Annotated in this window: 27 protein-coding genes; 11 read left to right on the top strand and 16 right to left on the bottom strand. The window is 65.6% G+C overall.

The window, feature by feature from the left end:
- Positions 1-11 precede the first annotated feature (11 nt).
- Positions 12-521, top strand: a complete 510-nt coding sequence (locus tag ING15_RS04465; RefSeq protein ID WP_232845565.1) for a DUF2244 domain-containing protein — start codon at positions 12-14, stop codon at positions 519-521.
- Between the two features lie 77 nt (positions 522-598).
- A complete protein-coding gene (locus ING15_RS04460) occupies positions 599-1,510 on the top strand; it encodes a methylated-DNA--[protein]-cysteine S-methyltransferase (protein WP_206453595.1) in 912 nt (303 codons plus the stop codon).
- 7 nt (positions 1,511-1,517) lie between these two features.
- Here ING15_RS04460 and ING15_RS04455 read toward each other — a convergent pair whose 3' ends face one another.
- From ING15_RS04455 to rph, 9 genes are all read right to left on the bottom strand, one after another.
- On the bottom strand, positions 1,518-2,138 hold the full coding sequence (locus ING15_RS04455; protein ID WP_206453594.1) for a 2,3-bisphosphoglycerate-dependent phosphoglycerate mutase: 621 nt from the start codon (positions 2,136-2,138) through the stop codon (positions 1,518-1,520).
- Between the two features lie 50 nt (positions 2,139-2,188).
- Positions 2,189-3,004 carry a 4-hydroxy-tetrahydrodipicolinate reductase gene (gene dapB, locus ING15_RS04450; protein ID WP_206453593.1) on the bottom strand — a complete coding sequence of 272 codons (816 nt, stop codon included), beginning with the start codon at positions 3,002-3,004 and terminating at the stop codon, positions 2,189-2,191.
- Between the two features lie 38 nt (positions 3,005-3,042).
- Positions 3,043-4,863, bottom strand: coding sequence for an ABC transporter ATP-binding protein (locus tag ING15_RS04445; RefSeq protein ID WP_332873778.1), 1,821 nt, complete (start codon positions 4,861-4,863; stop codon positions 3,043-3,045).
- Positions 4,864-5,029: 166 nt separating this feature from the next.
- Positions 5,030-5,413, bottom strand: coding sequence for a YraN family protein (locus tag ING15_RS04440; protein WP_206453592.1), 384 nt, complete (start codon positions 5,411-5,413; stop codon positions 5,030-5,032).
- Positions 5,410-6,300: a 16S rRNA (cytidine(1402)-2'-O)-methyltransferase gene (gene rsmI, locus ING15_RS04435; RefSeq protein WP_206453829.1), complete on the bottom strand. Its 891-nt coding sequence runs from the start codon at positions 6,298-6,300 to the stop codon at positions 5,410-5,412. Before rsmI ends, ING15_RS04440 begins: the two co-directional genes overlap by 4 nt.
- 5 nt (positions 6,301-6,305) lie before the next feature.
- Complete coding sequence (locus ING15_RS19380) at positions 6,306-6,818, bottom strand: BrnA antitoxin family protein (protein ID WP_332873764.1); 513 nt, start codon at positions 6,816-6,818, stop codon at positions 6,306-6,308.
- Positions 6,819-6,898: 80 nt separating this feature from the next.
- On the bottom strand, positions 6,899-8,095 hold the full coding sequence (gene hemW, locus ING15_RS04420; protein WP_206453590.1) for a radical SAM family heme chaperone HemW: 1,197 nt from the start codon (positions 8,093-8,095) through the stop codon (positions 6,899-6,901).
- Positions 8,092-8,730, bottom strand: a complete 639-nt coding sequence (gene rdgB, locus ING15_RS04415) for an RdgB/HAM1 family non-canonical purine NTP pyrophosphatase (protein WP_210348795.1) — start codon at positions 8,728-8,730, stop codon at positions 8,092-8,094. The genes hemW and rdgB overlap by 4 nt, the downstream gene beginning before the upstream one ends.
- A gap of 2 nt (positions 8,731-8,732) precedes the next feature.
- A complete protein-coding gene (gene rph / locus ING15_RS04410; protein WP_206453588.1) occupies positions 8,733-9,458 on the bottom strand; it encodes a ribonuclease PH in 726 nt (241 codons plus the stop codon).
- A gap of 179 nt (positions 9,459-9,637) precedes the next feature.
- Here rph and hrcA point away from each other — a divergent pair, with 179 nt between their 5' ends.
- On the top strand, positions 9,638-10,750 hold the full coding sequence (hrcA, locus tag ING15_RS04405; protein WP_206453587.1) for a heat-inducible transcriptional repressor HrcA: 1,113 nt from the start codon (positions 9,638-9,640) through the stop codon (positions 10,748-10,750).
- A 124-nt stretch (positions 10,751-10,874) separates the two neighbouring features.
- Positions 10,875-11,597, top strand: coding sequence for a nucleotide exchange factor GrpE (gene grpE / locus ING15_RS04400; RefSeq protein WP_332873763.1), 723 nt, complete (start codon positions 10,875-10,877; stop codon positions 11,595-11,597).
- Between the two features lie 53 nt (positions 11,598-11,650).
- On the opposite strand, the gene ING15_RS04395 is transcribed toward grpE, so the two are convergent.
- Both ING15_RS04395 and folD read right to left on the bottom strand, forming a co-directional pair.
- The gene (locus tag ING15_RS04395) at positions 11,651-12,520 is read right to left on the bottom strand and encodes an alpha/beta fold hydrolase (RefSeq protein WP_206453586.1); all 870 of its coding nucleotides are present in this window, start codon (positions 12,518-12,520) and stop codon (positions 11,651-11,653) included.
- 11 nt (positions 12,521-12,531) lie between these two features.
- The gene (gene folD / locus ING15_RS04390; RefSeq protein ID WP_206453585.1) at positions 12,532-13,449 is read right to left on the bottom strand and encodes a bifunctional methylenetetrahydrofolate dehydrogenase/methenyltetrahydrofolate cyclohydrolase FolD; all 918 of its coding nucleotides are present in this window, start codon (positions 13,447-13,449) and stop codon (positions 12,532-12,534) included.
- A 189-nt stretch (positions 13,450-13,638) separates the two neighbouring features.
- Here folD and ING15_RS04385 point away from each other — a divergent pair, with 189 nt between their 5' ends.
- From ING15_RS04385 to ING15_RS04365, 5 genes are all read left to right on the top strand, one after another.
- A complete protein-coding gene (locus ING15_RS04385) occupies positions 13,639-14,034 on the top strand; it encodes a cupin domain-containing protein (RefSeq protein ID WP_206453584.1) in 396 nt (131 codons plus the stop codon).
- 22 nt (positions 14,035-14,056) lie between these two features.
- The gene (locus ING15_RS04380) at positions 14,057-14,275 is read left to right on the top strand and encodes a hypothetical protein (RefSeq protein WP_206453583.1); all 219 of its coding nucleotides are present in this window, start codon (positions 14,057-14,059) and stop codon (positions 14,273-14,275) included.
- 166 nt (positions 14,276-14,441) lie between these two features.
- Positions 14,442-14,795 carry a hypothetical protein gene (locus ING15_RS04375; RefSeq protein WP_206453582.1) on the top strand — a complete coding sequence of 118 codons (354 nt, stop codon included), beginning with the start codon at positions 14,442-14,444 and terminating at the stop codon, positions 14,793-14,795.
- Positions 14,788-15,387: a DedA family protein gene (locus ING15_RS04370; protein WP_206453581.1), complete on the top strand. Its 600-nt coding sequence runs from the start codon at positions 14,788-14,790 to the stop codon at positions 15,385-15,387. The genes ING15_RS04375 and ING15_RS04370 overlap by 8 nt, the downstream gene beginning before the upstream one ends.
- A gap of 477 nt (positions 15,388-15,864) precedes the next feature.
- Positions 15,865-16,683, top strand: a complete 819-nt coding sequence (locus ING15_RS04365; RefSeq protein ID WP_206453580.1) for an HIRAN domain-containing protein — start codon at positions 15,865-15,867, stop codon at positions 16,681-16,683.
- 47 nt (positions 16,684-16,730) lie between these two features.
- Here ING15_RS04365 and ING15_RS04360 read toward each other — a convergent pair whose 3' ends face one another.
- From ING15_RS04360 to ING15_RS04340, 5 genes are all read right to left on the bottom strand, one after another.
- Complete coding sequence (locus tag ING15_RS04360; protein ID WP_206453579.1) at positions 16,731-17,027, bottom strand: BrnA antitoxin family protein; 297 nt, start codon at positions 17,025-17,027, stop codon at positions 16,731-16,733.
- Between the two features lie 72 nt (positions 17,028-17,099).
- The gene (locus ING15_RS04355; RefSeq protein ID WP_206453578.1) at positions 17,100-17,645 is read right to left on the bottom strand and encodes a winged helix DNA-binding protein; all 546 of its coding nucleotides are present in this window, start codon (positions 17,643-17,645) and stop codon (positions 17,100-17,102) included.
- Between the two features lie 2 nt (positions 17,646-17,647).
- Entirely contained in the window at positions 17,648-18,955 is a 1,308-nt protein-coding gene (locus ING15_RS04350) for a TRAP transporter large permease (protein WP_206453577.1), read from the bottom strand.
- Entirely contained in the window at positions 18,955-19,491 is a 537-nt protein-coding gene (locus tag ING15_RS04345) for a TRAP transporter small permease subunit (protein WP_206453576.1), read from the bottom strand. The genes ING15_RS04350 and ING15_RS04345 overlap by 1 nt, the downstream gene beginning before the upstream one ends.
- A gap of 84 nt (positions 19,492-19,575) precedes the next feature.
- On the bottom strand, positions 19,576-20,547 hold the full coding sequence (locus tag ING15_RS04340; RefSeq protein ID WP_206453575.1) for a TRAP transporter substrate-binding protein: 972 nt from the start codon (positions 20,545-20,547) through the stop codon (positions 19,576-19,578).
- 122 nt (positions 20,548-20,669) lie between these two features.
- On the opposite strand from ING15_RS04340, the gene ING15_RS04335 reads away from it, so the two are divergent.
- Both ING15_RS04335 and ING15_RS04330 read left to right on the top strand, forming a co-directional pair.
- On the top strand, positions 20,670-24,437 hold the full coding sequence (locus tag ING15_RS04335) for a hydantoinase B/oxoprolinase family protein (protein WP_232845564.1): 3,768 nt from the start codon (positions 20,670-20,672) through the stop codon (positions 24,435-24,437).
- Between the two features lie 223 nt (positions 24,438-24,660).
- On the top strand, positions 24,661-25,504 hold an 844-nt coding region (locus tag ING15_RS04330), incomplete at its 3' end, for a cache domain-containing protein (RefSeq protein ID WP_206453573.1).

Raw genomic sequence — 25,504 nt, 5'->3', positions numbered from 1 at the left:
GATGCAAAAGCATGGATGACAATTCACTGGAGCGCAAAGCGATGGGCGAGACAGCGGACCGGCCGATCTTCCAGGCTCTGCTGGTGCCCTATCGCTCGCTCGGCCCTCGCGGCTTCGCGGTGGTGATGGCCTTCGTCGCTCTGGTGAGTCTGGCGACCGGGCTCGGCTTTCTCGCCAGGGGCGCCTGGCCGGTTTTCGGGTTCCTGGGACTCGACGTGCTGCTCGTCTGGTGGGCCTTTCGCGCCAGCTTCCGCTCGGCGAAGGCGCGCGAGGAGGTGTCGCTATCGCGCACCGATCTGGCGATCCGCAAGATTTCGCCGCGCGGCGTCGTGCGCGAGGCCCATCACAACCCGTTCTGGGCACGATTCAGCGTCGCCCGGCACGAGGAAATCGGCATCACCCGCATGAGCGTCGACTCCAACCGAATCTCCACGGAAATCGGCGGCTTCCTCAATCCCGACGACCGCGAGAGCTTCGCCCGCGAATTCAACCGCGCGCTGTTGACCGCCAAGGGCCGTTGAGAACGGCGGCGGGGCCGAAAATCGGGTGGCGGGCAGAGCGTGACCGTGATCTGACGGCAGGCGAAGGAGACCACACCATGCTTTCCATCGATGTCGCCACGGCCCGCGTCGCCGTCCGGCCCGCACCCACGCCCGCCTCCGCCGGCCTGTCCGACTACGACACCGTCCGCCGCACGATCGAGTTCATCTCGACCGAGTACCGCCACCAGCCGAGCCTTGCCGCCATCGCCGGGGCGCTCGGCAGCGACGAGGAGGCGCTGTCGGCGGTGTTCAAGCGCTGGTCGGGCCTGACCCCGAAGGCGTTTCTGCAAGCCGTCACCATCGATCATGCCCGCCGCCTGCTCGGTGACGGCGCCTCGTTGCTCGACGCCGCCTTCGAGGTGGGCATGTCCGGCCCGTCCCGCCTGCACGACCTCTTCGTCAAGCACGAGGCGCTGTCGCCGGGCGCCTACAAGGCCAAGGGCGAGGGCATCGCGCTCTCCTACGGCTTCCATCCGACGCCCTTCGGCCTGTCGCTGGTCATCGCCACCGAGCGGGGGCTGGCGGGCCTCGCCTTCGCCGAGCCGGGCGCGGCGGGCGAGGCCGAAGCGCTCGACGACATGCGCCGGCGCTGGCCGAAGGCAGCGTTCCGGCGCGACCAGGACGCGACCGCGCCGCTGGCCGCGCGCATCTTCGAGCCGGCCAACTGGCGCGCCGACCGGCCGCTCCGGGTCGTCATGATCGGCACGGATTTCGAAATCCGCGTCTGGGAAGCGCTGCTGGACATTCCGGTCGGCGAGGCATCGACCTATTCGACCGTCGCCGAGCGGATCGGCGCGCCGAAGGCCGCCCGTGCCGTCGGCGCGGCGGTCGGCCGCAACCCGATCTCCTTCGTCGTGCCCTGCCACCGGGTGGTGGGCAAATCCGGCGCGCTGACCGGCTATCACTGGGGCATCACCCGCAAGCGGGCGATGCTCGGCTGGGAATGTGGGCTGTTGGCGCGGGAGTGATTGCGTCTCACCCCTCCAGCACCTGCTTCTCCGCCACCGTGGAATCGGCGTTGAGCCGGTAGACGATCGGCACCCCGGTGGCGATCTCCTGGCCGACGATCTCCTCGCCGGTGAGCCCGTCCAGCGCCATGACCAGGGCGCGCAGCGAATTGCCGTGGGCGGCGACGAGCACCGTGCCGCCGGCGAGCACCTTCGGCAGGATGTCGTGGATATAATAGGGCCAGACCCGCGCGCCGGTGTCCTTCAGGCTTTCGCCGCCCGGAGGCGGCGTGTCGTAGGAGCGGCGCCAGACATGGACCTGCTCCTCGCCCCATTTTTCCCGCGCGTCGTCCTTGTTCAGTCCGGAGAGGTCGCCGTAGTCGCGTTCGTTGAGAGCGACGTCGCGGATCGTCTCCAGACCCGTCTGGCCGAGTTCCTCCAGCATCAGCGTCAGCGTGCGCTGGGCGCGGGACAATTCGCTGGTGAAGGCGATGTCGAAGGTGAAGCCGCCCGCCTTCAGCCGCCGGCCCGCGTCCTTGGCTTCCTCGACGCCCTTGTCGGTCAGGCCGGGGTCCTTCCAGCCGGTGAAGAGGTTCTTCAAATTCCATTCGCTCTGGCCGTGACGGACGAGGACGAGGGTTCGGGACATGAGAAAAGCCTTATTCGCAGGGGGTGGAGGAGGGTTGCGGGTCCGATGTTCTAGTCGGCGAGCCCGAGGACGTCGCGCATGGAATAAAGCCCGGGCGCCTGATCCTTGGCCCAGAGCGCGCCCCGAACGGCGCCGCGCGCGAAGATCGCCCGGTCCGCCGCGAGATGGGAGAGCTCGATGCGCTCGCCCTCACCGGCCAGGATCACCGAATGGTCGCCGACGACCGAGCCGCCGCGCAATGTGGCAAAGCCGATCGTGCCCGCCTCGCGCGGCCCCGTCTGGCCGTCGCGGACCCGCACGCTGTTGTCCGCGAGCTTGACGCCGCGCCCCTTGGCGGCGGCTTCGCCGAGAAGCAGGGCGGTGCCGGAGGGGGCGTCGACCTTGTGCTTGTGATGCATTTCGAGGATTTCGATGTCGAAGGCGTCCGGTCCGAGGGCGCGCGTGGCCTTTTCGACGAGGCCGGCGAGAAGGTTGACGCCAAGGCTCATATTGCCGGACTTGACGATGCGCGCGGTCTTCGCCGCCGCGGTGATTTCGGCTTCTTCCGCGGTCGAAAACCCGGTCGTTCCGATGACATGGACCAGCCCGCGCTGGGCGGCGAGAACGGCAAAGCCTGTCGAGGCGGCCGGGACGGTGAAGTCGATGATGCCATCGGCGCCGTCGAGCGCAGTGTTGACGTCGTCGCTGATCGTCACGCCGAGATGGCCGGCGCCGGCGAGCGTTCCCGCATCCTCGCCGAGCGCCGGCGAGCCGGAATGTTCGAGCGCGGCGTGCAGCTTGGCACCCGGCGTGTCCTGGATGACCGAGACGAGGGTGCGGCCCATGCGGCCGGCGGCGCCGAGGACGACCAGTTTCGTTTCGCTCATCTCAACTCTCCGGCTGTTCTCGATGCTGTCTCGGTCCGTCAGGCGCGGATCGCGTCCGCGATCGCCTCCGCCCCAGGCCGGCCGTCATGGGTCTGCAGCCCATAGAAACGGGCATAGAGCCCATTCGGGCGGCCGACAAGTTCGTCATGGGTGCCCCGCTCGACGATCTCGCCGCCGTCGATGACCAGGATCTGGTCCGCGTTGACGATCGTCGACAGACGATGGGCGACAACCAGCACGGTGCGGTTCTTCATGGCCTGTTCCAGCGCGGTCTGAACCAGGGTCTCCGACCGCGTGTCGAGGGCCGAGGTCGCTTCGTCGAGCAGCAGGATCGGCGCGTCGCGCACCAGGGCGCGGGCGATCGACAGCCGTTGACGCTGGCCGCCGGAGAGCGACACGCCGCTTTCCCCGACCGGCGTGTCGTAACCCTTATGCTGCGCGAGGATGAATTCCTCGGCCTGAGCGAGCCGCGCCGCTTCCTCGATCTCCGCGTCGCTGGCGTCGGGACGCCCGAGACGGATGTTGTCGCGGATCGTGCCCTCGAAGAGATACGGCGCCTGCGGCACATAGGCGATCTTGGAGCGAAGCGAACGTTTGGTGACGTTTCGGACGTCCTGGCCGTCGACCGTGATGCGGCCGTGCTGGACGTCGTAGAAGCGCTGCAACAGGGAGATGATCGTCGACTTGCCGCCGCCCGAAGCGCCGATCAGGGCGGTCGTCTTGCCGGCCGGCGCGGTGAAGTTCAGGTCGCATAGTACCGGCTCGTTCGCATGATAGGCGAAACCAACGTCCTCGAAGACGATTTCCCCCTTTTCGACGACAAGGCTCTGCGCGTCCGCCGGGTCCGACTGGTTCGGCTCGAGGTCGAGAATCTCGTAGATCATCTGCGCGTTGACGAGGGCACGTTCGAGCTGAACCTGCAGCTTGGCGAGGCGCCGCGCCGGATCGTAGGCCAGAAGGAGTGCGGTGATGAAGGCGAACATGGCGCCGGGCGAATAACCGTAGACGATCGCCCGATAACCCGAATAGGCGATGACGCCGGCGATGGCGATGCCAGCGACAACCTCGGTTACCGGCGTGGTCCGCTCCGTGATCACCGCGATACGGTTCGAGCGTTCCTCCGCCGCCAGGATCAGATGTTCGATCCTCGCGCGCAGCGGCTTTTCCATGGTGAACGCCTTGACCACGGCGATCCCTTGCGCGGCTTCCTGCATCGAGCCGAGCACGCGGGCGTTGAGGTCGATCGACTGGCGCGTCGCGACCCGCAGCTTGCGCGCCAGCCCCGCGATCATGAGGGCGATGGGCGGACCGGCGAGCAAGGCGATCAGCGATAGCAACGGGTCCTGATAGACCATCACGGCGACGAGAAAGACCAGCGTCAGCAGATCGCGGGCGATCGAGGTGACGGTGAGGTTCAGCGTGTCGCGGATGCCTGCGACGTTCTGGTTGATGCGTGCCGCCAGATGCGCCGAGCGGTTCTCGCCGAAAAAATCGATGGACAGGTCGAGGAGGTGGGTAAAGAGACGCCGCTGATAGCGCGCCACGATGTTGTTACCGATCCGCGCCAGGATAACGCCCTGGCCGTAGGTCGCCAGACCGCGGACGGTAAAGGCCAGGAAGATCACGATCGGCAGCGTAACGATCGCCGCGCGGTTCTGCAGGACGAAGATCTCGTCGATCACGCTACGCATGATCCAGGCGAGAAAGGCGGTGGACGCCGCGACGAGGACCAGACAGACGATGGCGATCGCGTACTGGCGCAGGAACAGCCGGCCGTTCTCTTCGATGATCCGCCTGAGCAGGCCGGTTACCAGCCCGCGCTCGGTGGGTTTCGTCAGGGAGATCTTCTTGGTCTTCACGCCGGCGACCGGTTCCACTGTCTGTCGTTTCGTGATGGCTGCCCGGTCCTATAGAGCGCCGCTGCGCCAATGCCTATCCGCACAGGGCGGATCGTTGGAGGCAAGGCCTTCAGTGATACAATATTGCCGCGTCACGTTAGCGTATGGGCAGGCTTGCGCTAAAGCGTCAGGGCCGGCCTTGCCAGGCATGGACGATGTGGATCGGCCAGCGCCACGGCAGGACCGCGATGATATCGAAGCGCAGCGACAGGTGGGCATGGTCGCGCTGCCGGGCGAGCCAGAGATCCGCGGCTGCCTCGATCCGCCGCTGGGCGTCCGCTCCCACAGCGTCCATCGCCTCGGCCAATGTCTGCCGGACCTTGACCTCGACGATCGCGACGAGATCGCCGCGCCGCGCGATGAGATCGATTTCGCCGCGTTTGGTGCGGTGGCGCACGGCGAGGATGCGATAGCCCTTGAGGCGTAGCGTCCAGGCGGCGAGCCGCTCGCCGCGATGCCCCTTGCGAAAGCCCCGGCGCCGCTTTTCGGATGCACTGGATGCCGGACTCACGGCCCGTCCTTGAGGCTGAGGGCGCGCTGGTAAAGCTCGCGCCGGGGAAGGCCGGTGAGCCGGGCCGCTTCCTGGGCCGCCCGGGTCGGCTTCATCTCGGCCAGGAGGCCGAGGAGGATCGTGTCCGCGTCCTCGCTGGTGGCGGCCGCCTCCGCGTCCGGCGGGGCGACGCAGACGACGATTTCGCCGCGGACCCGTTCCATGGCGGCGAACGCGGCAGCGAGCTCTGCCAAGCTGCCGCGATAGATCGTCTCGAAGGTCTTGGTCAGTTCGCGGCACACCGCGGCCTGCCGCGCGCCGAAAACCTCGGCCATGGCGGCGAGGCTGTCGGCGATACGGTGCGGGGCTTCGAAGAAGACCAGGGTCCCGGGAACCCGCGCCAGTTCCCGCAGCCGTGCGGCCCGCGCTTGTTCCTTCTGCGGCGGAAAGCCGGCGAAGAAGAAGGCGTCCGACGGCAGCCCCGATGCCAGCAACGCGGCGAGTGCGGCCGAAGCGCCAGGGATCGGGATGACCGGGATGCTTCGTTCGATCGCCTCCCGGACGAGCCGGTAGCCCGGGTCGGAAACGAGCGGCGTGCCGGCATCGGAAACGACCGCGACCGACAGGCCCGCTTCCAAGTCGGCGAGGAGCGCTGCGCCGGCATCCTCGGCATTGTGCTCGTGATAGGCAAACATCCGCCGCCCGATGCCGAACCGGGCCAGCAGCTTTGCGGTGACGCGGGTGTCTTCGCAGGCCAGCCGGTCGGCTCCGGCGATGATTTCCAGCGCCCGCAGCGTGATGTCGCCAAGGTTGCCTATCGGCGTGGCGACGAGATAGAGGCCCGGCTCGGGGCGCGGCGCCGTCCGTTCGAGGTCGTGAATGCGGTAGCGGCGAGGAGGATCGGAAATCCCGCTCACTTGCTGATCGCCCGCTTGAGCGTCTCGTCGATCCGGGTTTGCCAGCCGGGACCGCTGGCCTTGAAATGCGAGACCACGTCCGGGCTGAGCCGCAGGGACACTGGAACTTTCTTGACGGCCCTTTGCGCTCCGCGAGTGTTGCGGAACTGTGCGACGATTTCGGGCGGCAGACCCTGGTCGGCCGGCTTGGCCGCCCGGAAGTCCGCCTCGGTCCATTCGGGGTTGTCAGAGTCGGAAGCGCGAGGTTTAGGATGCTTGGACATACCGCTCGAACTCCTTGCGGTGGGCGCGGCGTAAACTGATTGGTCGCACCGATCCGGATCGGATCGGATCGTGAAGGCAAGGGAGTAAGCCTTTCCGTCGATCAGTCCGAATCCGCGATACCGGACTTCTCCGTAGTCCTTCCGCTCGTCCGGAAGGACTACCTTCAGGTCCATATCTGAGGCGCGCGCCAATGAGATTCCGTGCTTGGCGACGTTTTCCTCATCCTTGGACGGATCGAATTCCACGAACAAACCTGTTGTCCAAGGACGATATCAAACTTTGATCGTATATACGATTTGCTGGGGGCGACTGCAATGACCTGACCTCAAGCCAGATCAGCGACCACGGCGTCAAGGACCAGCATGCCGGCCGGTGTCGCCCGGATGCGGTCGGGCCCGAGCCGCTCGACCATGCCGTGGGCGCGCAGATCGGCCTCGCTGGTCGCATCGATGTCGCGGCCGGTCAGCCGGCGCCAACGGGCCAGATCGATGCCCTCGGTGAGCCGCAGCCCCATCAGGAGCAACTCGTCCGCCTCCTCGCTTGGTGCCAGCAGATCATCGACGACCGCGCCGCTGTCCCACGACTCGACCATCTTCAGCCAGCTTTCGGGCAGCGGCTCGTTGGAAATGGCGTGGCGGCCGTCCGCGCCCATCAGACGGCCATGCGCGCCGGGCCCGACGCCGGCGTAGAGACCATAGCGCCAATAAATCAGATTGTGGCGGGATTCGGCGCCCGGCACCGCATGGTTCGAGATTTCGTAGGCCGGCAGGCCGCGCGCTGTGGTCAGACGCTGGGTCGCCTCGTAGAGCTCGGCCGACAGTTCGCCGTCCGGAACCTTCAGCTTGCCGGCCTTGTGCAAGGCGAAGAAGGGCGTGCCCTCCTCGATCGTCAACTGGTAGAGCGACAAATGATCGGCGGCGAGATCGATCGCACGGCTGAGTTCCGTCTCCCAGGCGTCGACGGTCTGGTCGGGGCGGGCGTAGATCAGGTCGAAGGACAGGCGCGGGAAGATCTCGCGCGCCAGGCCGATGGCGTGCAGTGCCTGCTCTACATCATGCAGGCGGCCGAGCATCTTCAGGTCGTGGTCGTTTAGCGCCTGGACGCCGAGCGAGGCCCGGTTGACGCCGGCCGCCCGGTAGCCACGGAAGCGCTCGGCCTCGACGCTCGACGGGTTGGCTTCGAGGGTGATTTCGGCGCCGCTCGCGACGGTCCAGTTCGCGGCGACGGCGTCGAGAACCCGCGCGACGGTCGCCGGCTCCATCAGCGATGGGGTGCCGCCGCCCAGGAAAATCGAGGTCACGGTCTGGCCGGCCGAGCGTCGCGCCGCGTCTGCGATCTCACGCTCGAAAGCCGCCGCGTAACGGTCCTGGTCGATCGGCTTATGGCGGACGTGGCTGTTGAAGTCGCAATAGGGGCATTTGGCCGCACAGAAGGGCCAATGCAGATAGACACCGAAGCCCGGTTCGTGGGACACCGGGTCGAAGGCGAGGATGTCGCCGGTTGGGCGGGTCTGCTCCGTCATTCGACTCCGAGCGCGTCGCGCGCAAATTTCTGGAACGCCCGCGCCCGATGCGAGAGCGCCGTGGGTTGCCCGGGTTTCCAGGCGTGCTTTTCCAGGGACATCATCTCGCCGAAGGTGCGGTCCTGGCCCCCAGGAAGAAAGATCGGATCGTAACCGAAGCCGAGCGTGCCGCGCGGCGGCCAGACGATGGTGCCGGCGACCTCGCCGCGGAACAAATGTGTCTTGCCGGACGGCCGCGCCAGACAGAGGACGGCGACGAACCGCGCCTGGCGCTTGTCGGGTGTCGTCGCCCCGGCGGCCTGCAGCTTCTCCTCGACATTGCGCATCGCCATGGCGAAATCCCGCTCCGGTCCGCCCCAGCGCGCCGAATAGATGCCGGGCTCGCCCCCGAGCGCCTCGACGACAAGGCCCGAATCGTCCGAAAGCGACGCCACACCCGTTGCCCGCATGGCTGTCAGCGCCTTGATCTCGGCGTTCGCCTCGAAACTCGTTCCGGTCTCTTCCGGATCGTCGAGGTTCTGGTCCTTCGCCGACGTCACGTCGAAGCCCAAGGGCTCCAGCAGTTCGCGGAATTCCCAGATCTTCCCGACATTATGGCTGGCGACGAGAAGCGGCCCGTCATTCGGATCGATCAGTTTCACCGAACGGCCTCGAGCACGGCGCGCTGCATCGCCACGAGGTCGCCGATGCCGTTGCGGGCCAGTCCCAGAAGGGCCATGAACTCGGCCTCCGAAAAGGGCGTGCCCTCGGCCGTGCCCTGGATCTCGACGATGCCGCCGGTGCCGGTCATGACGAAATTGGCGTCGGTCTCGGCGGCCGAATCCTCCAGATAATCGAGGTCGAGAACCGGCGTGCCCTTGTAGATGCCGCAGGAGATCGCCGCGACATGATCCGTTAGCACCTTGTCGCGCTTGACCATCGAGCGCGCCTCCATCCAGCCGAGACAGTCGGCGAGCGCGACGAAGCCGCCGGTGATCGCCGCGGTGCGGGTGCCGCCGTCAGCCTGGATGACGTCGCAATCGACGGTGATGGACCGTTCGCCAAGCGCTTGCAGGTCGACGATGGCGCGCAGCGAGCGCCCGATCAGGCGCTGGATTTCCTGGGTGCGGCCCGACTGCTTGCCGCTGGCGGCCTCGCGGCGCATCCGCTCGCCGGTGGCGCGCGGCAGCATCCCGTATTCGGCCGTCACCCAGCCCTTGCCGGAGTTCTTCAGCCAGCCGGGCACCCGCTCTTCCAGGCTCGCGGTACACAGCACATGGGTGTCGCCGAACTTGACGAGACAGGAGCCTTCCGCGTGGCGTGAAAAATCGCGTTCGAGGCTGACGGGCCTCAATTGGTCGCCGGCGCGTTTGGATGGGCGCATGATGCCGTCCTGAATATAATCTTTGAAAGAAGGCGGATAACCGCCACGGGTTGTGCCGGGCTTGTATCGGCCACGCGGTGGGGCGGCAAGCCTGGATTCCTCGTGTAAACGGGGTTGCGACTTGGCTCCACCGGTTGGGACACCTATAGTCTGGGCGTGTTTGAACCGATCACCCAATCATGACCGAATTCCGCTTGCCCGTCAGCGACTTGGCCGCCGCGGCCCCATTGGGTCTCGACGAGCGGACGCGCGATATCTTCAGGTTGATCGTCGAGAGCTATCTGGATATCGGCGAGCCGGTCGGCTCACGCATGCTGTCGAAGCTCCTGAGCAACGCGTTGTCGCCGGCCTCGATCCGCAACGTCATGAGCGATCTGGAAGCGTTGGGCCTGATCTACGCGCCGCATGTCAGCGCCGGCCGGTTGCCGACCGAACTCGGCCTGCGCTTCTTCGTCGACGCCTTTCTGGAGGTCGGCGATCTCGGCACCTCCGAGCGCGAGGAAATCGAGGAGAAGGTGCGCCTGTCGGGTGACGGCAGGCCCTTCGATTCGCTGCTGACAGAGGCGAGCAACCTGTTGTCCGGCCTGTCGCGCGGCGCCGGCATCGTGCTCACCGCCAAATCCGATCTGCGGCTCAAGCATATCGAGTTCATCCGGCTGGAGCCGACCAAGGCGTTGGCCGTGCTGGTCGGCGCCAGTGGCGAGGTCGAGAACCGCATCCTCGACCTTCCGGCCGGGATCACCGCCTCGCAACTTGTCGAGGCCGGCAATTTCCTCAACGCCCATGTCGTCGGGCGCACGCTCGGCGAGGCCAGCGAACGCATCGCCCGGCTGAAGGACGAGACGGCGAACGCCCTCGACGTCCTGTCCCGCGAGCTCGTCGACAAGGGGCTGGCCGTCTGGTCCGGCGCCTCCGCCGACCAGCCGGCGCGGCTGATCGTGCGTGGCCGGGCCAACCTTCTGGAAAACGTCACGGCGGCCGAGGATCTGGAGCGCCTGCGCCTGTTGTTCGACGATCTGGAGACCAAGAGCGGCATCATCGAGCTGCTCGGTCTTGCCGAGACCGGCAACGGCGTGCGCATCTTCATCGGCTCGGAGAACAAGCTGTTCTCGCTTTCGGGTTCCTCACTGGTCGTCGCGCCCTACAAGGGCGGCACCGAAAACGTCATTGGCGCGGTGGGAGTCATCGGGCCGACCCGGCTCAACTACAAGCGTATCGTGCCGATGGTGGACTACACCGCCCGCATCGTCTCGCGGTTGCTCGCCAAGGGTTCGGCCGCGCGAGAGGCTTGATTTCTGCGCCCGTCAATTCGATATGCGGCCACGATAGATGATTTTCGTCGCAATCCGTGGTCGCCTTCCGGCGTGCCGAGGAAAAGCGCATTGCGGCGCGTCGGTGAGATGAGGTGAAGGACGGATGGCGAGCGAGAAAGACAGGCGCAATCAGGGGGCCTACCGCAGCGAGGCGGCGGAAGCGGCGGCGGCCAACAGGGCGGCGATGGCGGAAACCGAGCGCGCGGCCGCCAACGCCAATGCCGATGCCGAGTTCACCGCCAATGCCGCAAGCGGCTTTGCCGATTCGGACGCGGCGGCCGACGCCGATGCTTCCCGCATCGCCGAGCTCGAGGCCGAGAATGCCGACGTCAAGGATCGCCTGCTGCGGCTCGCCGCCGACATGGAAAATTTGCGCCGGCGAACCGAGCGCGAGATCAAGGACGCGCGCACCTACGCGGTGACCAGCTTCGCTCGCGAGATGCTGTCGGTCGCCGACAATCTGCGCCGCGCTATCGAGGCGGTGCCGGCCGAGGCCAAGGAGCACGGCGACGATGGCCTCAACGCGCTGATCGACGGCATCGAAGTGACCGAGCGCGGGCTGCTGGGCACGCTCGAAAAGCACGGCGTGAAGAAGCTCGACCCCGAAGGCCAGCGCTTCGATCCGCATTTCCATCAGGCGATGTTCGAGGTGCCGAACCCCGAGGTTCCCAACAACACTGTCGTTCAGGTGGTGCAGGCGGGCTATGCGATCGGCGACCGGGTGCTGCGGCCGGCGATGGTCGGTGTTGCCAAGGGCGGCCCGAAACAGGGCCAGCCGAAGCCGGACGAGACGGCCGAGGCAGGGACCCCCCAAGGCGCGGCGTAGGCGACAGGCGACGAGCGCCATCCCTCTCCCGTTTGCGGGAAAGGGATGGCCGGTCAGGCCTGAAGCGGTCGAAGAAATTGGGTAAGCCGACGCGCAAGCTCTTCCGGCGCTTCTTCGGCCATATGGTGACCGCTGGCGATTCGGCCGCCTCCCAGTTCGGTGGTCCACGGCTCCCATACGGACAGGACATCGCCATAGAGCATTTCCAGATCGTCGCGGCTCGACCAGAGGCATAGCGTCGGGCAGGCGATCCGCCGGCCGGCGGCGCGGTCGGCCGCGTCGTCTTTGCGGTCCACGGTCAGCCCGGCGCGATAGTCCTCGATCATGCCATGCACCGTCGTGGGATCATGGATGACTGACTGGAAATCGGCGAAGTTTGCGGCGCCCATCGCCTTCGCGGTGCCACCGTACCATGCCGCCGGGTCGGCGAGAATCGCCCGTTCCGGCTTTTCGGGCACCGCGAAGAAGAACCAGTGCCACCAGGCTTTGGCGAACGTCTCGCCGCAACGCTCCAACGCCTCGATGATCGGAACACCGTCCATTACGACCAGCCGCTGCACCTCTTGAGGAAAATCCATCGCCAGGCGGAAGGCCGTGTAGGAACCGCGATCGTGGCCGGCGACGGCAAAGCGCGAATGGCCGAGCAGGGCCATCAGTTCGGCCATGGCTCGCGCCTTGGCCCGTTTCGACGAGCCGCGGTGGTCGGCGGTGTCTTCCGGTTTGAACGATTGCCCAAACCCAGGCAGATCGGGGCAGACCACCGAAAAGCCCTCCGCCGCGAGCAGCGGCGCGACGCGATGCCAGGTGGTGTGGGTGCGAGGGTGGCCGTGCAGCAGCAGCACAGCCGGTCCGGAGCCGCCGCGCCGGAAGCGGATTTCGCCGTCCGAGACGGCTGCACGATCAAGCTGGAAGCCTTCGAACATGCGCCGCCGCCTCAAAACACCGGTGGTTTCCGCCCCGCCGCCCGGTAAGCCGCCGTCAGCGTGTTGGCCATCAGCATGGCGATGGTCATCGGCCCGACACCGCCCGGCACGGGCGTGACCGCAGCGGCCTTTTCGGCGGCTGACGTAAAGGCGACGTCGCCGACGAGGCGCGTCTTCGGCTTGCCGTCCTCGCCGAGGCCCTTTTCCGGGGCCGCGATCCGGTTGATGCCGACGTCGATGACGACCGCGCCGTCCTTCACGTAATCGCCGGTGATCATCTCGGGGCGCCCGACGGCCGCGACCAGAATGTCCGCGCCCCGGCAGACGGCGGCAAGGTCCTTGGTGCGCGAATGGGCGATGGTCACCGTGGCGTTGGCGGCGAGCAGCAGCTGCGCCATCGGCTTGCCGACGATGTTGGAGCGGCCGACGACGACGGCGGATTTGCCCGAGAGGTCGTCGCCGAGGACGTCGCGGATCAGGATCATCGAGCCGGCCGGCGTGCAGGGCACGAAGGCCGTGTCGAGGGCGCCGGTCGACAGGCGCCCGACATTGACGAGGCCGAAGCCGTCGACATCCTTGTCCGGCGCGATCGCCTGGATCACCTTGGCCTCGTCGATCTGCTTGGGCAGCGGCAATTGCACCAGAATGCCGTGGATGGTCGGATCGGCATTGAGCTCACGGATCTTGCCGAGCAGCGCGGCTTCCGTGGTCTCGGCGCCCAGCACATGCTTCACCGACTTGAAGCCGCATTCCTTGGCGGTCCGTGCCTTTGAACCGACATAGACCTGGCTGGCCGGGTCCTCGCCGACGATCACCACCGCCAATCCTGGTTCCATGCCGGTCTCCGTCGTCAGTGCGGCCGTTGCCTGCTTGACCTGGTCGATGATTCGCGCCGCCCGCGCCTTGCCGTCGATCGTCTGTGCCGTCATGCCATTCCCCCATTGCCGGTGCCGGTCGTTCTTAGGGCACAGGCAGGGGGCGGGGGAAGGGGGCGCGGCAAGCAGCGTTTCACGGAGATTCGGTTTAGTTCCCTTGATCCAGAACAATGTCGGGAGCATCGTTCCGCGCGATCATGTCAATCGCAGCGAGAATGGTTTCGGTAGCCATGAGGGAGTGAGATGAAGGGGTTCATCGATGAAATCGAGAAGTTGACAGAGGAAAATACCGACTTCCGACGGGTTCTCTATACGGCCAAGGGCATGCAACTGGTCCTGATGGCCATTCAGCCGGGCGAGGAAATCGGTGAAGAGGTTCATGACGACCGCGACCAGTTCTTTCGGGTGGAAGCGGGGTCGGGCGAGATCCTGATCGATGGGAACCGGCAGGCAATCGGGGCCGACATGGCCATGATCGTTCCGGCAGGGGCGCGGCACAACGTGAAGAACACGAGCGGAGATCCGCTGAAGCTCTACACCATCTACGCACCGCCGGAGCACCGTGATGGAACCGTGCATGCCACGAAGGACGAGGCCGAATCCTCCGGGGAACATTTTGACGGCGTCACAAGCGAATAACTTCATTGGCGAAGGACAGAAGATGGCGAACCAGACCAGATCCCGGCACCCGATGACAGCGTGGTGGATCGGCCTGGCGGTCATACTGGCCGCCGTGGCCTATGTGGCGTACCAGTTCGCATGCCTGGAATGCAGACCGGCAGGCTTCCTGGAGTTCATGATCCTGGGGATCATGCCGGCTGTCTATCTGGTCCTGATGTACGTCACCTTGAAAGGCCAGTCGGACAGCGAGCGGCGATAACCGCCCGGCTCGAGCGGCACGATCTCCGTCCTTGGCGCGTCGACGCAAAGGCCGAGAAAGGAGGAGAAGGATTTTCCCCACCCTTGCGCGATGGCCTGCTCACGTAACGGGCGTGATGCTGCTAGCGAAATAAATGGTCCGAAAACCTGATCGCGGAGGTGGTGGGATGGGGATGAATATCCTGGGCCTTTGGCACTCCCACCGTGTGCTTCTGATCGGGTTTCTCGTCGGGCTGGCGCTTACCGGCTTCTTCCTCGTCCGCACGGTCGTCTCCACGGTCTATTGGGCCGATCCCGCCCATCACGAGCAAACGATCGAAGGCTGGATGCCCGTTCGTTACGTTGCGCGTTCCTGGGATGTGCCGCCACAAGTGCTCGCGCAGGCTCTCGACCTTCGAACCGGAGAAGGGCGCAGGCTCACCGTCGCCGAAATCGCCGTGGAGCAGGAGGTGAGCGTCGATCAGGTTGCTGCAACGCTGCGTACCGCCATCACGGCCTACCGAGAGACGGGCGATGACTGAGATCGCCTTCGGACTCGTCTCCGCCTATGGGACCGTCCTGATCCTGCTCGCAACCTACCTTTCCTGCCTCGGTCTCCCGGTCCCAACCTCCTTCGTCATGCTTGCCGGCGGGGCCTTCGTGGCGTCGGGCGACCTTGTCGCCAGCAACGTCCTGACGGCCGCGCTCGCCGGCTCGGTCCTCGGCGATCAGACCGGATATCATCTCGGCCGAATTGGCGGCGAGGCGTTGACTGCTCGGCTCGAACGCGAGCCGCATCGCGCTGTGGTCTTCGCGCGAGCCCGGCGAATCGTCGATCGTTGGGGTGGCGTCGGAGTCTTTTTCAGCACCTGGCTGTTCAGTCCGCTCGGTCCCTATGTCAATCTTCTGGCGGGAGCCACCCGAATGGGCCGGATGCGCTTTACGGTGTGGGACAGTACCGGCGAGGCGATATGGGTCGGGGTCTATGTCGGCCTCGGTTATGCGTTCTCCAGCAGGATCGCGCAGCTGGCGAGCCTGCTCGGAAACTCTATCGCCTTCCTTACCGCGGCCGTGATCACGCTGTTGCTGGGCCGGATTCTTCTTCGGCGGCTGCGGTCTGGGAGTACGCACTGACAGGCAAGTGGGACGCGGGGCGATCGTATTGGATGAACGGCCCGGCTGACATTGCCGCCGCCCGCCGTCGCCGCGGCCATGAGACCCGCGCCGCCCGCGCCGAGGATGATCGCATCGTAGTCCATGGCGGCCTTCTACTGTGGCGCGGTGACGGCGTGAAGCGCGCGAGCCCGGACGCGATCTATCGCGTGGCACGTTCTGCCGCATTTGTGAGCGGTGGGCTTGGCGGTCTCGCGGCGTATCCCACGACCTTGCGTGGGATACGCGCGCACGGATATTGGCCCCTATTGGGTGGTGCCACGCGTGCGCTCAACTCCTAGGCGCTGGCGACCCATCGCCGGGGGCGGCGGTCCGGGCGGCCTATGAGGGCGGGGTCGAGGCGGCGGCAGAGTAGGGAGGCAGTTATCGAATGAATCAGGAACGGATGGACATTTGCGCAGGAGTCATCTTCAAAGTTGACGCATTAGGGAGGAAACGATGGGTATATTCTCGTTCTTGTTCCGCAAGCCTAAATCGAAGACTGTGACCCAGCCGCAATCTGGTAAGAGACCCCCCGTAGCGGCACAACCAAGGCAGCAGCCGGGAATCCAATGGCGTGAAGGCTCGTTCCCGATGGAGGTTGTGGGTGAGAGCAATTATCAAGACGTCTTAGTCGCGATCTGCGGTGCGCATACTCGCCACGGTCACGAAGGAGAGTATGAGGCGTCAATTGAGCGTGAACCTTCCAACCTTCACGACCCCAACGCGGTTATGGTGAAACTTCACGGACGTAAGGTCGGCTACCTTCCTCGTGATCAGGCGGAACGCGTTGGCGAACAAATGCGTGATGTCGGTCTAACCGCAGCCGTTTGCCGAGCGCGCGTCCGCGGCGGCTGGCGCACCAATCAGTATGATGAGGGGCACTTCGGCGTACGTCTAGCGATCCCAAATCATGGATGGATCGATTTAGGCGTTGGGGCTGAGCCTCCAACTCAAGCTTCGATCCCGCGAAAGACCGCCGAGCGTCCGAAAGCCGCGCCGTCGGGGCCGCTTCGCGGCCACCGCATCGCGCTAATGGGCACGTCCGATGACGATCGGATAGCGCATGAGTTAGCCGCAGCCGGCGCTAAAATCATGGCAGCGGTCGGCGCGTCAACTACGCTTCTGGTTATCGTGGCCGAGCAGCCTTTCGACGTCGGGATAAGGAAGAGCGCAAACTTTCGCCGCGCGGAGGAGATGATCGCTGAAGGATCCCGCATAAGGATAATATCGATCTCAGAAGCAAGAAGAATGATCGGAAAATCCGCTTCACAATAGCTCTTTGTGAGCATGTAACCCAACTCTGCGGTGCTGCAGCCGAGAATCTACGCTACTGACCGCGACTTCACATAAGCTTCGAGGATCGCGGCCATGCGGGTGGTGTAGCCCTTCGGGTCCTGCGCCTGAAAATACGCCTTCACCTCCGGCGAGACGCGCATGGTCACGGTCGGGCGGCTGCGCGGCTCGACGATCCGGGCGTGCTCCCAGAAGGCGGCGTCCAGTTCGGGAATGTCGCTCGTGTCGATCTCGTTTTCCGGGGTGTCGCGAAAGCGGCCCCTCGGGCGGTTCGGGTCCGTCAGGAAGCGTCTGACCAAGGGCGTGTCGGGTTCGCTGTCACTCATCTTGCAGGGATCGTCTTACAAAAAATCTTACGGATCAAGTTCGTCCGCGCCGTCGGACGGCGCGCACCCCCCTCACAAGCTTGCGGCCGTGCGCGCCGCCTGGTCGTAATGCCCCGACAGCACCCGCATCAGCCGCGCGACGCTCGACATCGCCTCGGGCGAGATGCCCAGCTCCCGGGCGCCGGCGACGAGGATGCGCTCGCGCAGCTCGCGATAGCGCAAGCACGCCGCTTCGCCCCGTGGTGTCACCGAAATCAGCCGCTCCTTGCCGGATTTTTCGCGCGAGACGAGGCCACGGGCCTCGAGCTTCCTGATCGCATAGGTGGCCAGATGCGTGTCCTCGATGCCGAGGACGAGGCAGATATCGGCGAGGCGCTTGGCCCTGCCGCGATGGGTGACCGAGTGCAGGACATTGACCTCGGTGGCGGTCAGGCCGGGTTCGCCCGCCGCCGTCATGCAGCGGACCACCCAGCGATCGAAGGCGTGGCTGACAAGATGCAGGCCGAACTCGACCTCCGACAGCGCCGGCAGCGCGCCGTCGGCCAGATGCGCCGAGGAGACGATCGGGCCGATGCCGTCTGCGGCGGTCGCGGGTGCTGTCGGGTCGTCCGTCGCCATTGTCAGCCTCCCGAAAACATCGTGCGCGGCAGGAACAGGGCGAGATCGGGAAACAGCGCCAGCAGCACGACCATCAGGGCCAGCAGCCCGAAGAAGGGGGCCGTCGCGGCGGCGATCTTGAAGATGTTCTGGCCGGTCAAGCCCTGGATGACGAAGAGGTTGAAGCCGACCGGTGGGGTGATCTGCGCCATTTCGACGACGATGACGAGATAGATGCCGAACCAGACGAGGTCGAAGCCGGCCTGGGTGACCAGCGGCATGATCACCGAGGTGGTCAGCACCACCATCGAAATGCCGTCGAGAAAGCAGCCGAGCACCATGAAGAACAGCGTCAGCGCGGCAAGCAGCGCAAAGGGCGACAGTTCCAGCGAGCCGATCCAGCTGGCGAGTTCGCGCGGCAGGCCGGTGAAGCCCATGGCGGTGGTGACGACGGCGGCCCCGGCGAGGATGAAGGCGATCATCGCCGAGACCCGCGTCGCCGCCATCAGCCCGTCGCGGAATGTCGGCCAGTCGAGCGCCCCTTGCGCCGCCGTGATGACCAGCGCCAGCACGACGCCGATGACGGCGGCCTCGGTCGGCGAGGCGATGCCGCCATAGATCGAGCCGATGACCCCGGCGATCAGCAGGATTGTCGGCAGGATGCGGCGGAACGAGCGAAAGGCGCTTTCGGTGACGATGACATCGGCGTTTTGCGGCATCAGCGAGGGTTTCAGCGTCGCGGCCAGCGCGACATAGCCCATGAACATCAGCCCGAGGATGATGCCCGGCACGATGCCGGCGATGAACAGCCGGGCGATCGATTCCTCCACCGCCGCGCCATAGACGATGAGGATGATCGAGGGCGGGATCAGCAGGCCCAGCGTACCGGCGCCGGCCAGCGAGCCGACGGCGATCTTTTCGTCATAGCCGCGGCTCTTCAGTTCGGGCAGGGAGATCTTGCCGATCGTCTGGGTCGTCGCGGCGGAGGAGCCGGAGACGGCGGCGAAGATCGCGCAGCCGACGACGTTGACGTGGATCAGCCGGCCGGGCAATCGGCGCATCAGCGGCGCGAGCCCGGCGAACATGTCCTCCGACAGCTTCGACCGAAACAGGATCTCGCCCATCCAGATGAACATCGGCAGGGCGGTCAGATCCCAGGAGATCGAGGCCGACCAGATTGAGGTGGCGAGAATCTGCGCGTCGGGCAGGACCGGCCGGGTCATCAGCGCGGCAAGGGCGGTAAGAACCAGCGCCAGCGCCACCCACAGACCCGAGGCGAGCGCCCCGAAGAGAACCACAAGCAGCAGGATCGAGACTTCGAAGAGATCCATCAGAGCCCGCCCCCGGTGCCGGCGATGCGGTCTTGCCCGGCAAAGGCCAGCGCCGCCTCGTCGATCAGCGCGATGGTGAAGACGGCAAGGCCGAGGGCGAGCACGGCCTGCGGCAGAGCCAGCGGCACCGCGATCATGCCGTAGGAGACATCGCCGAACTCAAGGCTCTTCAGGGCGAGGGCGCCGGTCGCATAGGTGCCGAAGCCGGCGATGCCGGCGCCGATGAGCGCGACGACGCCATCGACGATCTGGCGCGGGCGATCCGGCAGCCGGGCGGTGACGAGGTCGACCCGGATGTGGACGTTCTTCGCCAGCGTGTCGGCCAGGGCGAGGAAGGTCGCCCCGGCCAGAAGGAACCCGGCGATCTCGGCCAGCGACGGCACGATGAAGCGCGTCGGGGCGAGGCCGGTGGCAACGAGAGCATAGTCGAGGAGGCGGGCGCCGATCTGCAGCGCGACGAGAACCGCGATCGCGACGAGGCAGAGCGCGGCGAGGGCGCCGGCCAGTGTGTAGAGCGTATCGAGGGTCCGGCGCATCGACGATCCTCGGAAGGGCTTTGCGGAAGGCGGGAATCGGGACGGGCGGTTGCCTTGGCAACCGCCCGTAAAGGCTCCGGTTTCCTACTGCTGATAGGCGTTCAGCAGCTCTTCGCCCTCAGCGCCGGCACTCGTTTTCCAAGCCTCGGTCATGGTCTTGCCGATCTCCTTGAAGCCGCTGTTCAGCTCCTCCGAGGGCTCCGACACGGCGATGCCGTTGTCCTTCAGCGTCTTCGTCGCGGTTTCGGTCTCCTGCTCGGACGCCTCCCAGCCGCGCGTCTCAGCGGCTGCGGCGGCCTCGGTGATCGCGGTCTGCGCCTCGGCGGGCAGCGCGTCGAAGGCGGCCTGATTGACGATCACCATGTTGCGCGGCACCCAGGCGTTGAGGGTGTAATAGTTCGACAGGAAGTCCCAGGCCTTGGAATCCACGCCGGTGGAGGGCGAGGTCATCATCGCCTCGACCCGGCCGGTGGAAAAGGCGGTGGGAATGTCCGAGACCTCGATCTGGGTCGGCACCATGCCGGCGCCCTTGGCGATCTCCTCGGTCGACTTGTTGTAGGCGCGGAACGTCTTGCCGCTGAGGTCGGCGACCGAGTTCACCTCTTCCTTGGTGTAGAGGCCCTGCGGCGGCCAGGGCACGGAGAACAAGAGCTTCAGACCTTCCTTGGCGAGCGCTTTCTCCATCATCGGCCTCTGGGCATCGTAGAGGCGCTTGGCGTCCTCGTAGCTCGTCGCCAGAAAGGGTACGGCATCGGCGCCATAGATGGCGTTCTCGTTTTCCAGCCGCGAAACGAGAACCTCGCCGATCGGCACGATGCCGTCGCGGACGGAGTTCTTGATGTCCGGATGCTTGATCAGCGACTGGTTCGGATGCAGCGTGATCGCCACCGCCTCGCCGGCCTTTTCGTTCACGTCGGCGATGAAGGCGGCGATGTTCTGCTCGTGAAAGTTCCCCTCGGCATAGGGAGTCGGCATGTCCCAGGCCGTCTGGGCCAATGCGGAAGCGGGCACTGCCAGCGTGGCGGCGAAGAAAACGGCGTTCGGCAGGTGTTTCATCGGGGTCTCCTCATCCCAGTTGCTCGGTCGAAGAGTTCCACGAAAATTGCGTTGCGTCAAACACACTGATAATATGCCGATAAATTATCGATATTGATAAGATCATGAGCGGAGTGCCGAAAATGCAGGCAGCACCGGACGGCAAATGGGACTTCTGGATTGACCGCGGCGGCACCTTTACCGACGTGATCGGCCGTGATCCGCAGGGACGGCTGCACCCGAAGAAGCTCCTCTCCGACAATCCCGGCGTCTATGACGACGCCGCACTGGAAGGCATCCGTAATTTGCTCGGTCTCGACGCGGGTGAAGCCATGTCCTCGAACCGGGTCGGCACGGTGCGCATGGGCACGACCGTTGCGACCAACGCGCTGCTCGAGCGCAAGGGCGACCGCACGCTGCTGTTGATCACCGAGGGCTTTCGCGACGCTCTCAGGATCGCCTACCAGGCGCGGCCGGACATCTTCGCCAAGGAGATCATCCTGCCCGAACAGATCTATGAGCGGGTGGCGGAAGCCCCGGAGCGGGTGCTCGCCGACGGCACGGTCGAGCGTGAGCTGGACGAGGCGGCGGTGCGCGTCGCGCTCGACGGCGCGCGGGCCGACGGTATCGAGGCCGTCGCCATCGTTTTCATGCACTCCTGGCACTATCCCGATCACGAGCGGCGGGCGAAACAATTGGCCGAAGCGGCGGGCTTTTCGCAGATCTCCGTCAGCCACGAGGTCTCGCCGCTGGTCAAGATCGTCGGGCGCGGCGACACGACGGTGGTCGACGCCTATCTGACGCCGATCCTGTCGCGCTACGTCTCGCGCGTCGCCAAGGCGCTCGGCGCCGACGCGGACGACGCGAGCGCCCCGTCGCTGCAATTCATGATGTCGTCGGGCGGGCTGACCGCCGCCGATCTCTTCCAGGGCAAGGACGCGATCCTGTCCGGTCCCGCCGGCGGAGTCGTCGGCATGGCCGAAACGGCGAAGCTTGCCGGCCACGAGGCGGTCATCGGCTTTGACATGGGGGGCACGTCGACCGACGTCACCCACTATGCCGGGTCCTACGAACGGGCGCTGGATTCGGAGGTCGCCGGCGTGCGCATCCGCGCGCCGATGATGCGCATCCACACGGTGGCGGCGGGCGGCGGCTCGATCCTTCATCTCGACCAGGGACGCTTTCAGGTCGGGCCGGACTCGGCCGGCGCCAATCCCGGCCCCGCCGCCTATGGCAAGGGCGGGCCGCTCACCGTCACCGACGCCAATGTCATGCTCGGCAAACTCAAGCCGGAGCTGTTTCCGGCCGTGTTCGGACCCGGCCAGGACCAGCGCCTCGACGCCGGCATTGTCGCGGAGAAATTCGAGGCGCTTGCCGCCGAGGTCGGCGACGGGCGTGACGCAAGGCAAGTGGCGGAAGGATTCCTGACCATCGCGGTCGAGAACATGGCCAACGCCATCAAGAAAATCTCGGTTCAGCGCGGCTACGATGTCTCGCGCTATCTGTTGAATTCCTTCGGCGGCGCCGGCGGCCAGCATGCCTGTCTCGTCGCCGATGCGTTGGCGATGGAAAAGGTGCTCATCCATCCGATGTCCGGCCTTCTGTCGGCCTATGGCATCGGCCTGTCGTCGCTGTTCTCTTCGCGGAGCCGCGCGCTGGTCGCGCCGCTCGAAGCCGCCGCGAAAGCCGAGATCGATGGGCTGGTGGAAGAACTGTCGGCGCAGGTCGTGGCCGAACTCGGCGCGCAGGGAGTCGCGCCAGACGCCATCGACCGCACGGTCCTCCTGCAACTGCGTTACGACGGAACCGATACGACGCTTCCCGTTGCCTATGACGGCGATCTCGCCGCCGCCAGAGCCGGCTTCGAGGTGGCGCATAAGGCGCAGTTCGGCTTCGTCTATGACGAGCGGCCGATCGTCGTCGAGAACGTCTCGGTCGAGGGGGCGGAACATCGTGACGGCACGGGCAACGGGGATGCCGGAACGACCGAGCGCTACGACGCCGAACCTGGCGAGACCGGCCGGTTCTTCACCGGCGGCGCCGAGCGCGAGGTTGGTCTTTATCGCCGCGAGAATCTGGCGCCGGGCGCGCGGATCAAGGGGCCGGCGCTGATCGTCGAGCCGAATCAGACCGTCGTCGTCGAGCCCGGCTGGTCAGCCGAGATCACCACGCGGAACGACGTCATGCTGACCCGGATCGAGAGGAAGCCGCGCCACGCCGCCCTCGGCACCGGCGAGACCGGGGAGGGCGCCGATCCGGTGCTGCTCGAGGTGTTCAACAACCTCTTCATGTCGATCGCCGAACAGATGGGCGTGACGCTGCAGAACACCGCCTCGTCGGTGAACATCAAGGAGCGGCTCGACTTCTCCTGCGCGGTGTTCGATGCCACTGGGGCGCTGGTCGCCAACGCCCCGCATATGCCGGTGCATCTCGGCTCCATGGATCGCTCGGTCGGCACGATCATCGCCCAGAACGAGGGCGCGATCCGTCCCGGCGACGTTTTCGCCCTGAACGCGCCTTACAATGGGGGGACGCATCTGCCGGACATTACGGTAGTCACGCCGGTGTTCGAGCAAGAGGCGTCGAGTGCCGAAGGCACGAGGGGGAGCCAAAAGAAGCAAGAGGCGTCGCGTGCCGCAGGCATGAGCGGGAACGAGAAGAACCAGGCGTCGAGCGCCGGAGGCGCGAGCGGGAGGCCAGGAAAAATCCTGTTCTACGTCGCCTCGCGTGGCCACCACGCCGATGTCGGCGGCATCGCGCCGGGATCGATGACGCCGCGGGCGACGAAGGTCGATGAGGAAGGCATCCTCATCGACAATCTGAAGCTCGTCGACGGCGGGACGTTTCAGGAGGACGAACTGCGCCGGGTGCTGAGCGACCATCCTTATCCGGCCCGCAACCCCGACCACAATGTCGCCGATCTCAAGGCGCAGATCGCTGCCAACGAGAAAGGCGTCGCCGAATTGCGCAGGATGGTCGAGACCTTCGGCCTCGATACCGCGCGGGCCTATATGGGCTTCGTTCAGGACAATGCGGCGGAAGCCGTGCGCCAGATGATCGACGGGCTCGACGACTGTTCCTACGAATACCCGACCGATTCCGGCCAGGTGATCAAGGTGAGGATCAGCGTGGACAAGGCCGCGCGCGAGGCGACAGTCGACTTCACTGGTACGTCCGACATGATGGCCAACAATTTCAACGCGCCGGAGCCGGTGACCCGCGCCGCCGTGCTCTATGTCTTCCGGGTCATGGTGGAAAAGCCGATCCCGATGAATGCCGGTTGCCTCAGGCCCGTGAAGATCATCGTGCCGGACGGCTCGATGCTCAAACCCAGCTATCCGGCGGCGGTCGTCGCCGGCAATGTCGAGACCTCGCAGCATGTCACCAACGCCCTGTTCGGCGCGTTCGGGGCGCTGTCGAACTCGGAAGGCACGATGAACAACCTCACCTTCGGCGACGACCGCTATCAGTATTACGAGACGATCTGCTCGGGCTCGCCGGCCGGCCGCATGAATGATGGGCGCAGCTTCGACGGCACCGCCGGCGTCCATGTCCACATGACCAATTCCCGGCTGACCGACCCGGAAATCCTCGAAATGCGCTATCCGGTCGTGCTGGAGGATTTCCACATCCGTCGTGGCTCCGGCGGCACCGGAAAGAATGCGGGTGGTGACGGGACGAAGCGCACCATCCGCTTCCTTCAGACGATGGACTGCGCGATTCTCTCCTCGCACCGGACCCAGCCGCCGAAGGGCATCGCCGGCGGCGGCGACGGCGAGATGGGCCGCACCGAGGTGCGGCGGAACGGCGGCCTGATCGAGGTGTTGGATGGCTGCGATCAGACCGTGCTCGAAGCCGGCGAGGCGGTGATCGTCACGACGCCGACGCCGGGCGGATTTGGTGCCGTCTGACCGGCGCGCGGGGGTGCGAAAAAATCCGTTGTCTGGCTTATCAAACGTTGGTCATGTGGAAGTAAAGTTTTAAGTTTTACCGTTTTATGATCAGATTCTAATATAATGATATCGGTTTAATATCAACGTATTAGAACTGATTCGATGGATATCGAGACCGACACCTGACCCATCATTCGTATTCGCCAGAATACGCCTGCTCTCCCGCCCGAGGATCGGCATCATGCTTCGTAGACTCTCCTTGCCAGCCAAAGTCTCCATCATGGTCGTGGCGAGCCTCGCCATGCTCACGATACTGTTCGGCGTCGCCAACGTCATTGTTCTGCGTACGGACGCCACCAGACAGGCGGCGGAACGCCAGGAAAGCAACATGCGGGTGGCGTGGGAGGTTCTCGGAACCTATGGCAATTCGTTCCGGCGGGACGGTGACAGCTTTTACGTTGGGCAACAGCAACTGAACGACTTTTCCGAGCCGGTCGATGAGATCAAGTCGCTGGTCGGCGGTACGGCAACGGTCTTCATGGGCGACAAGCGGGTGACCACCAACGTCAAGAAGGCCGACGGCAGCCGCGCGGTCGGAACGGTGCTGGCGCGCGGTCCGGTCTATGACGCCCTCTTCGTGGATGGCCGGCCTTATCGTGGCAGGGCCGACATCCTCGGAACGCCGTTCTTCACGGCTTACGATCCGATCAAGGATGCCTCCGGCAAGACCATCGGGATTCTCTATGTCGGCATTCCCGAAGCGGAATTCTTCGCGTCCATCGATTCACTGCAGTACGACATCGCGGCGATTTCGCTGGGCGCGGCGATCATCATCGGATTGTTCGTGTTGTGGATATCGGGACGCCTGTTCGCGCCGCTGAAAGAGCTGACCCGCACGATCGCTGCGGTGGCGGATGGCCGCACCGATCTGGTGGTTGTCGGGCTCGATCGGGAGGACGAAATCGGCCAGATGGCGACCTCGGTGGAACATCTGCGCCACGCCATGATCGAGCGCGAGCGTCTGGAGAGCGAGGCCGAGGCGTCGCGGATCGACCAGGAACAGGCGAAGAACCGCCAGGCGGCGT

It is taken from the genome of Aurantimonas marina, from assembly GCF_017183135.1.
GTDB lineage: Bacteria > Pseudomonadota > Alphaproteobacteria > Rhizobiales > Rhizobiaceae > Aurantimonas > Aurantimonas marina.
The sequence above is the reverse complement of the archived record's forward strand: the minus strand, read 5'-3'. Positions and strand labels throughout refer to the sequence as shown.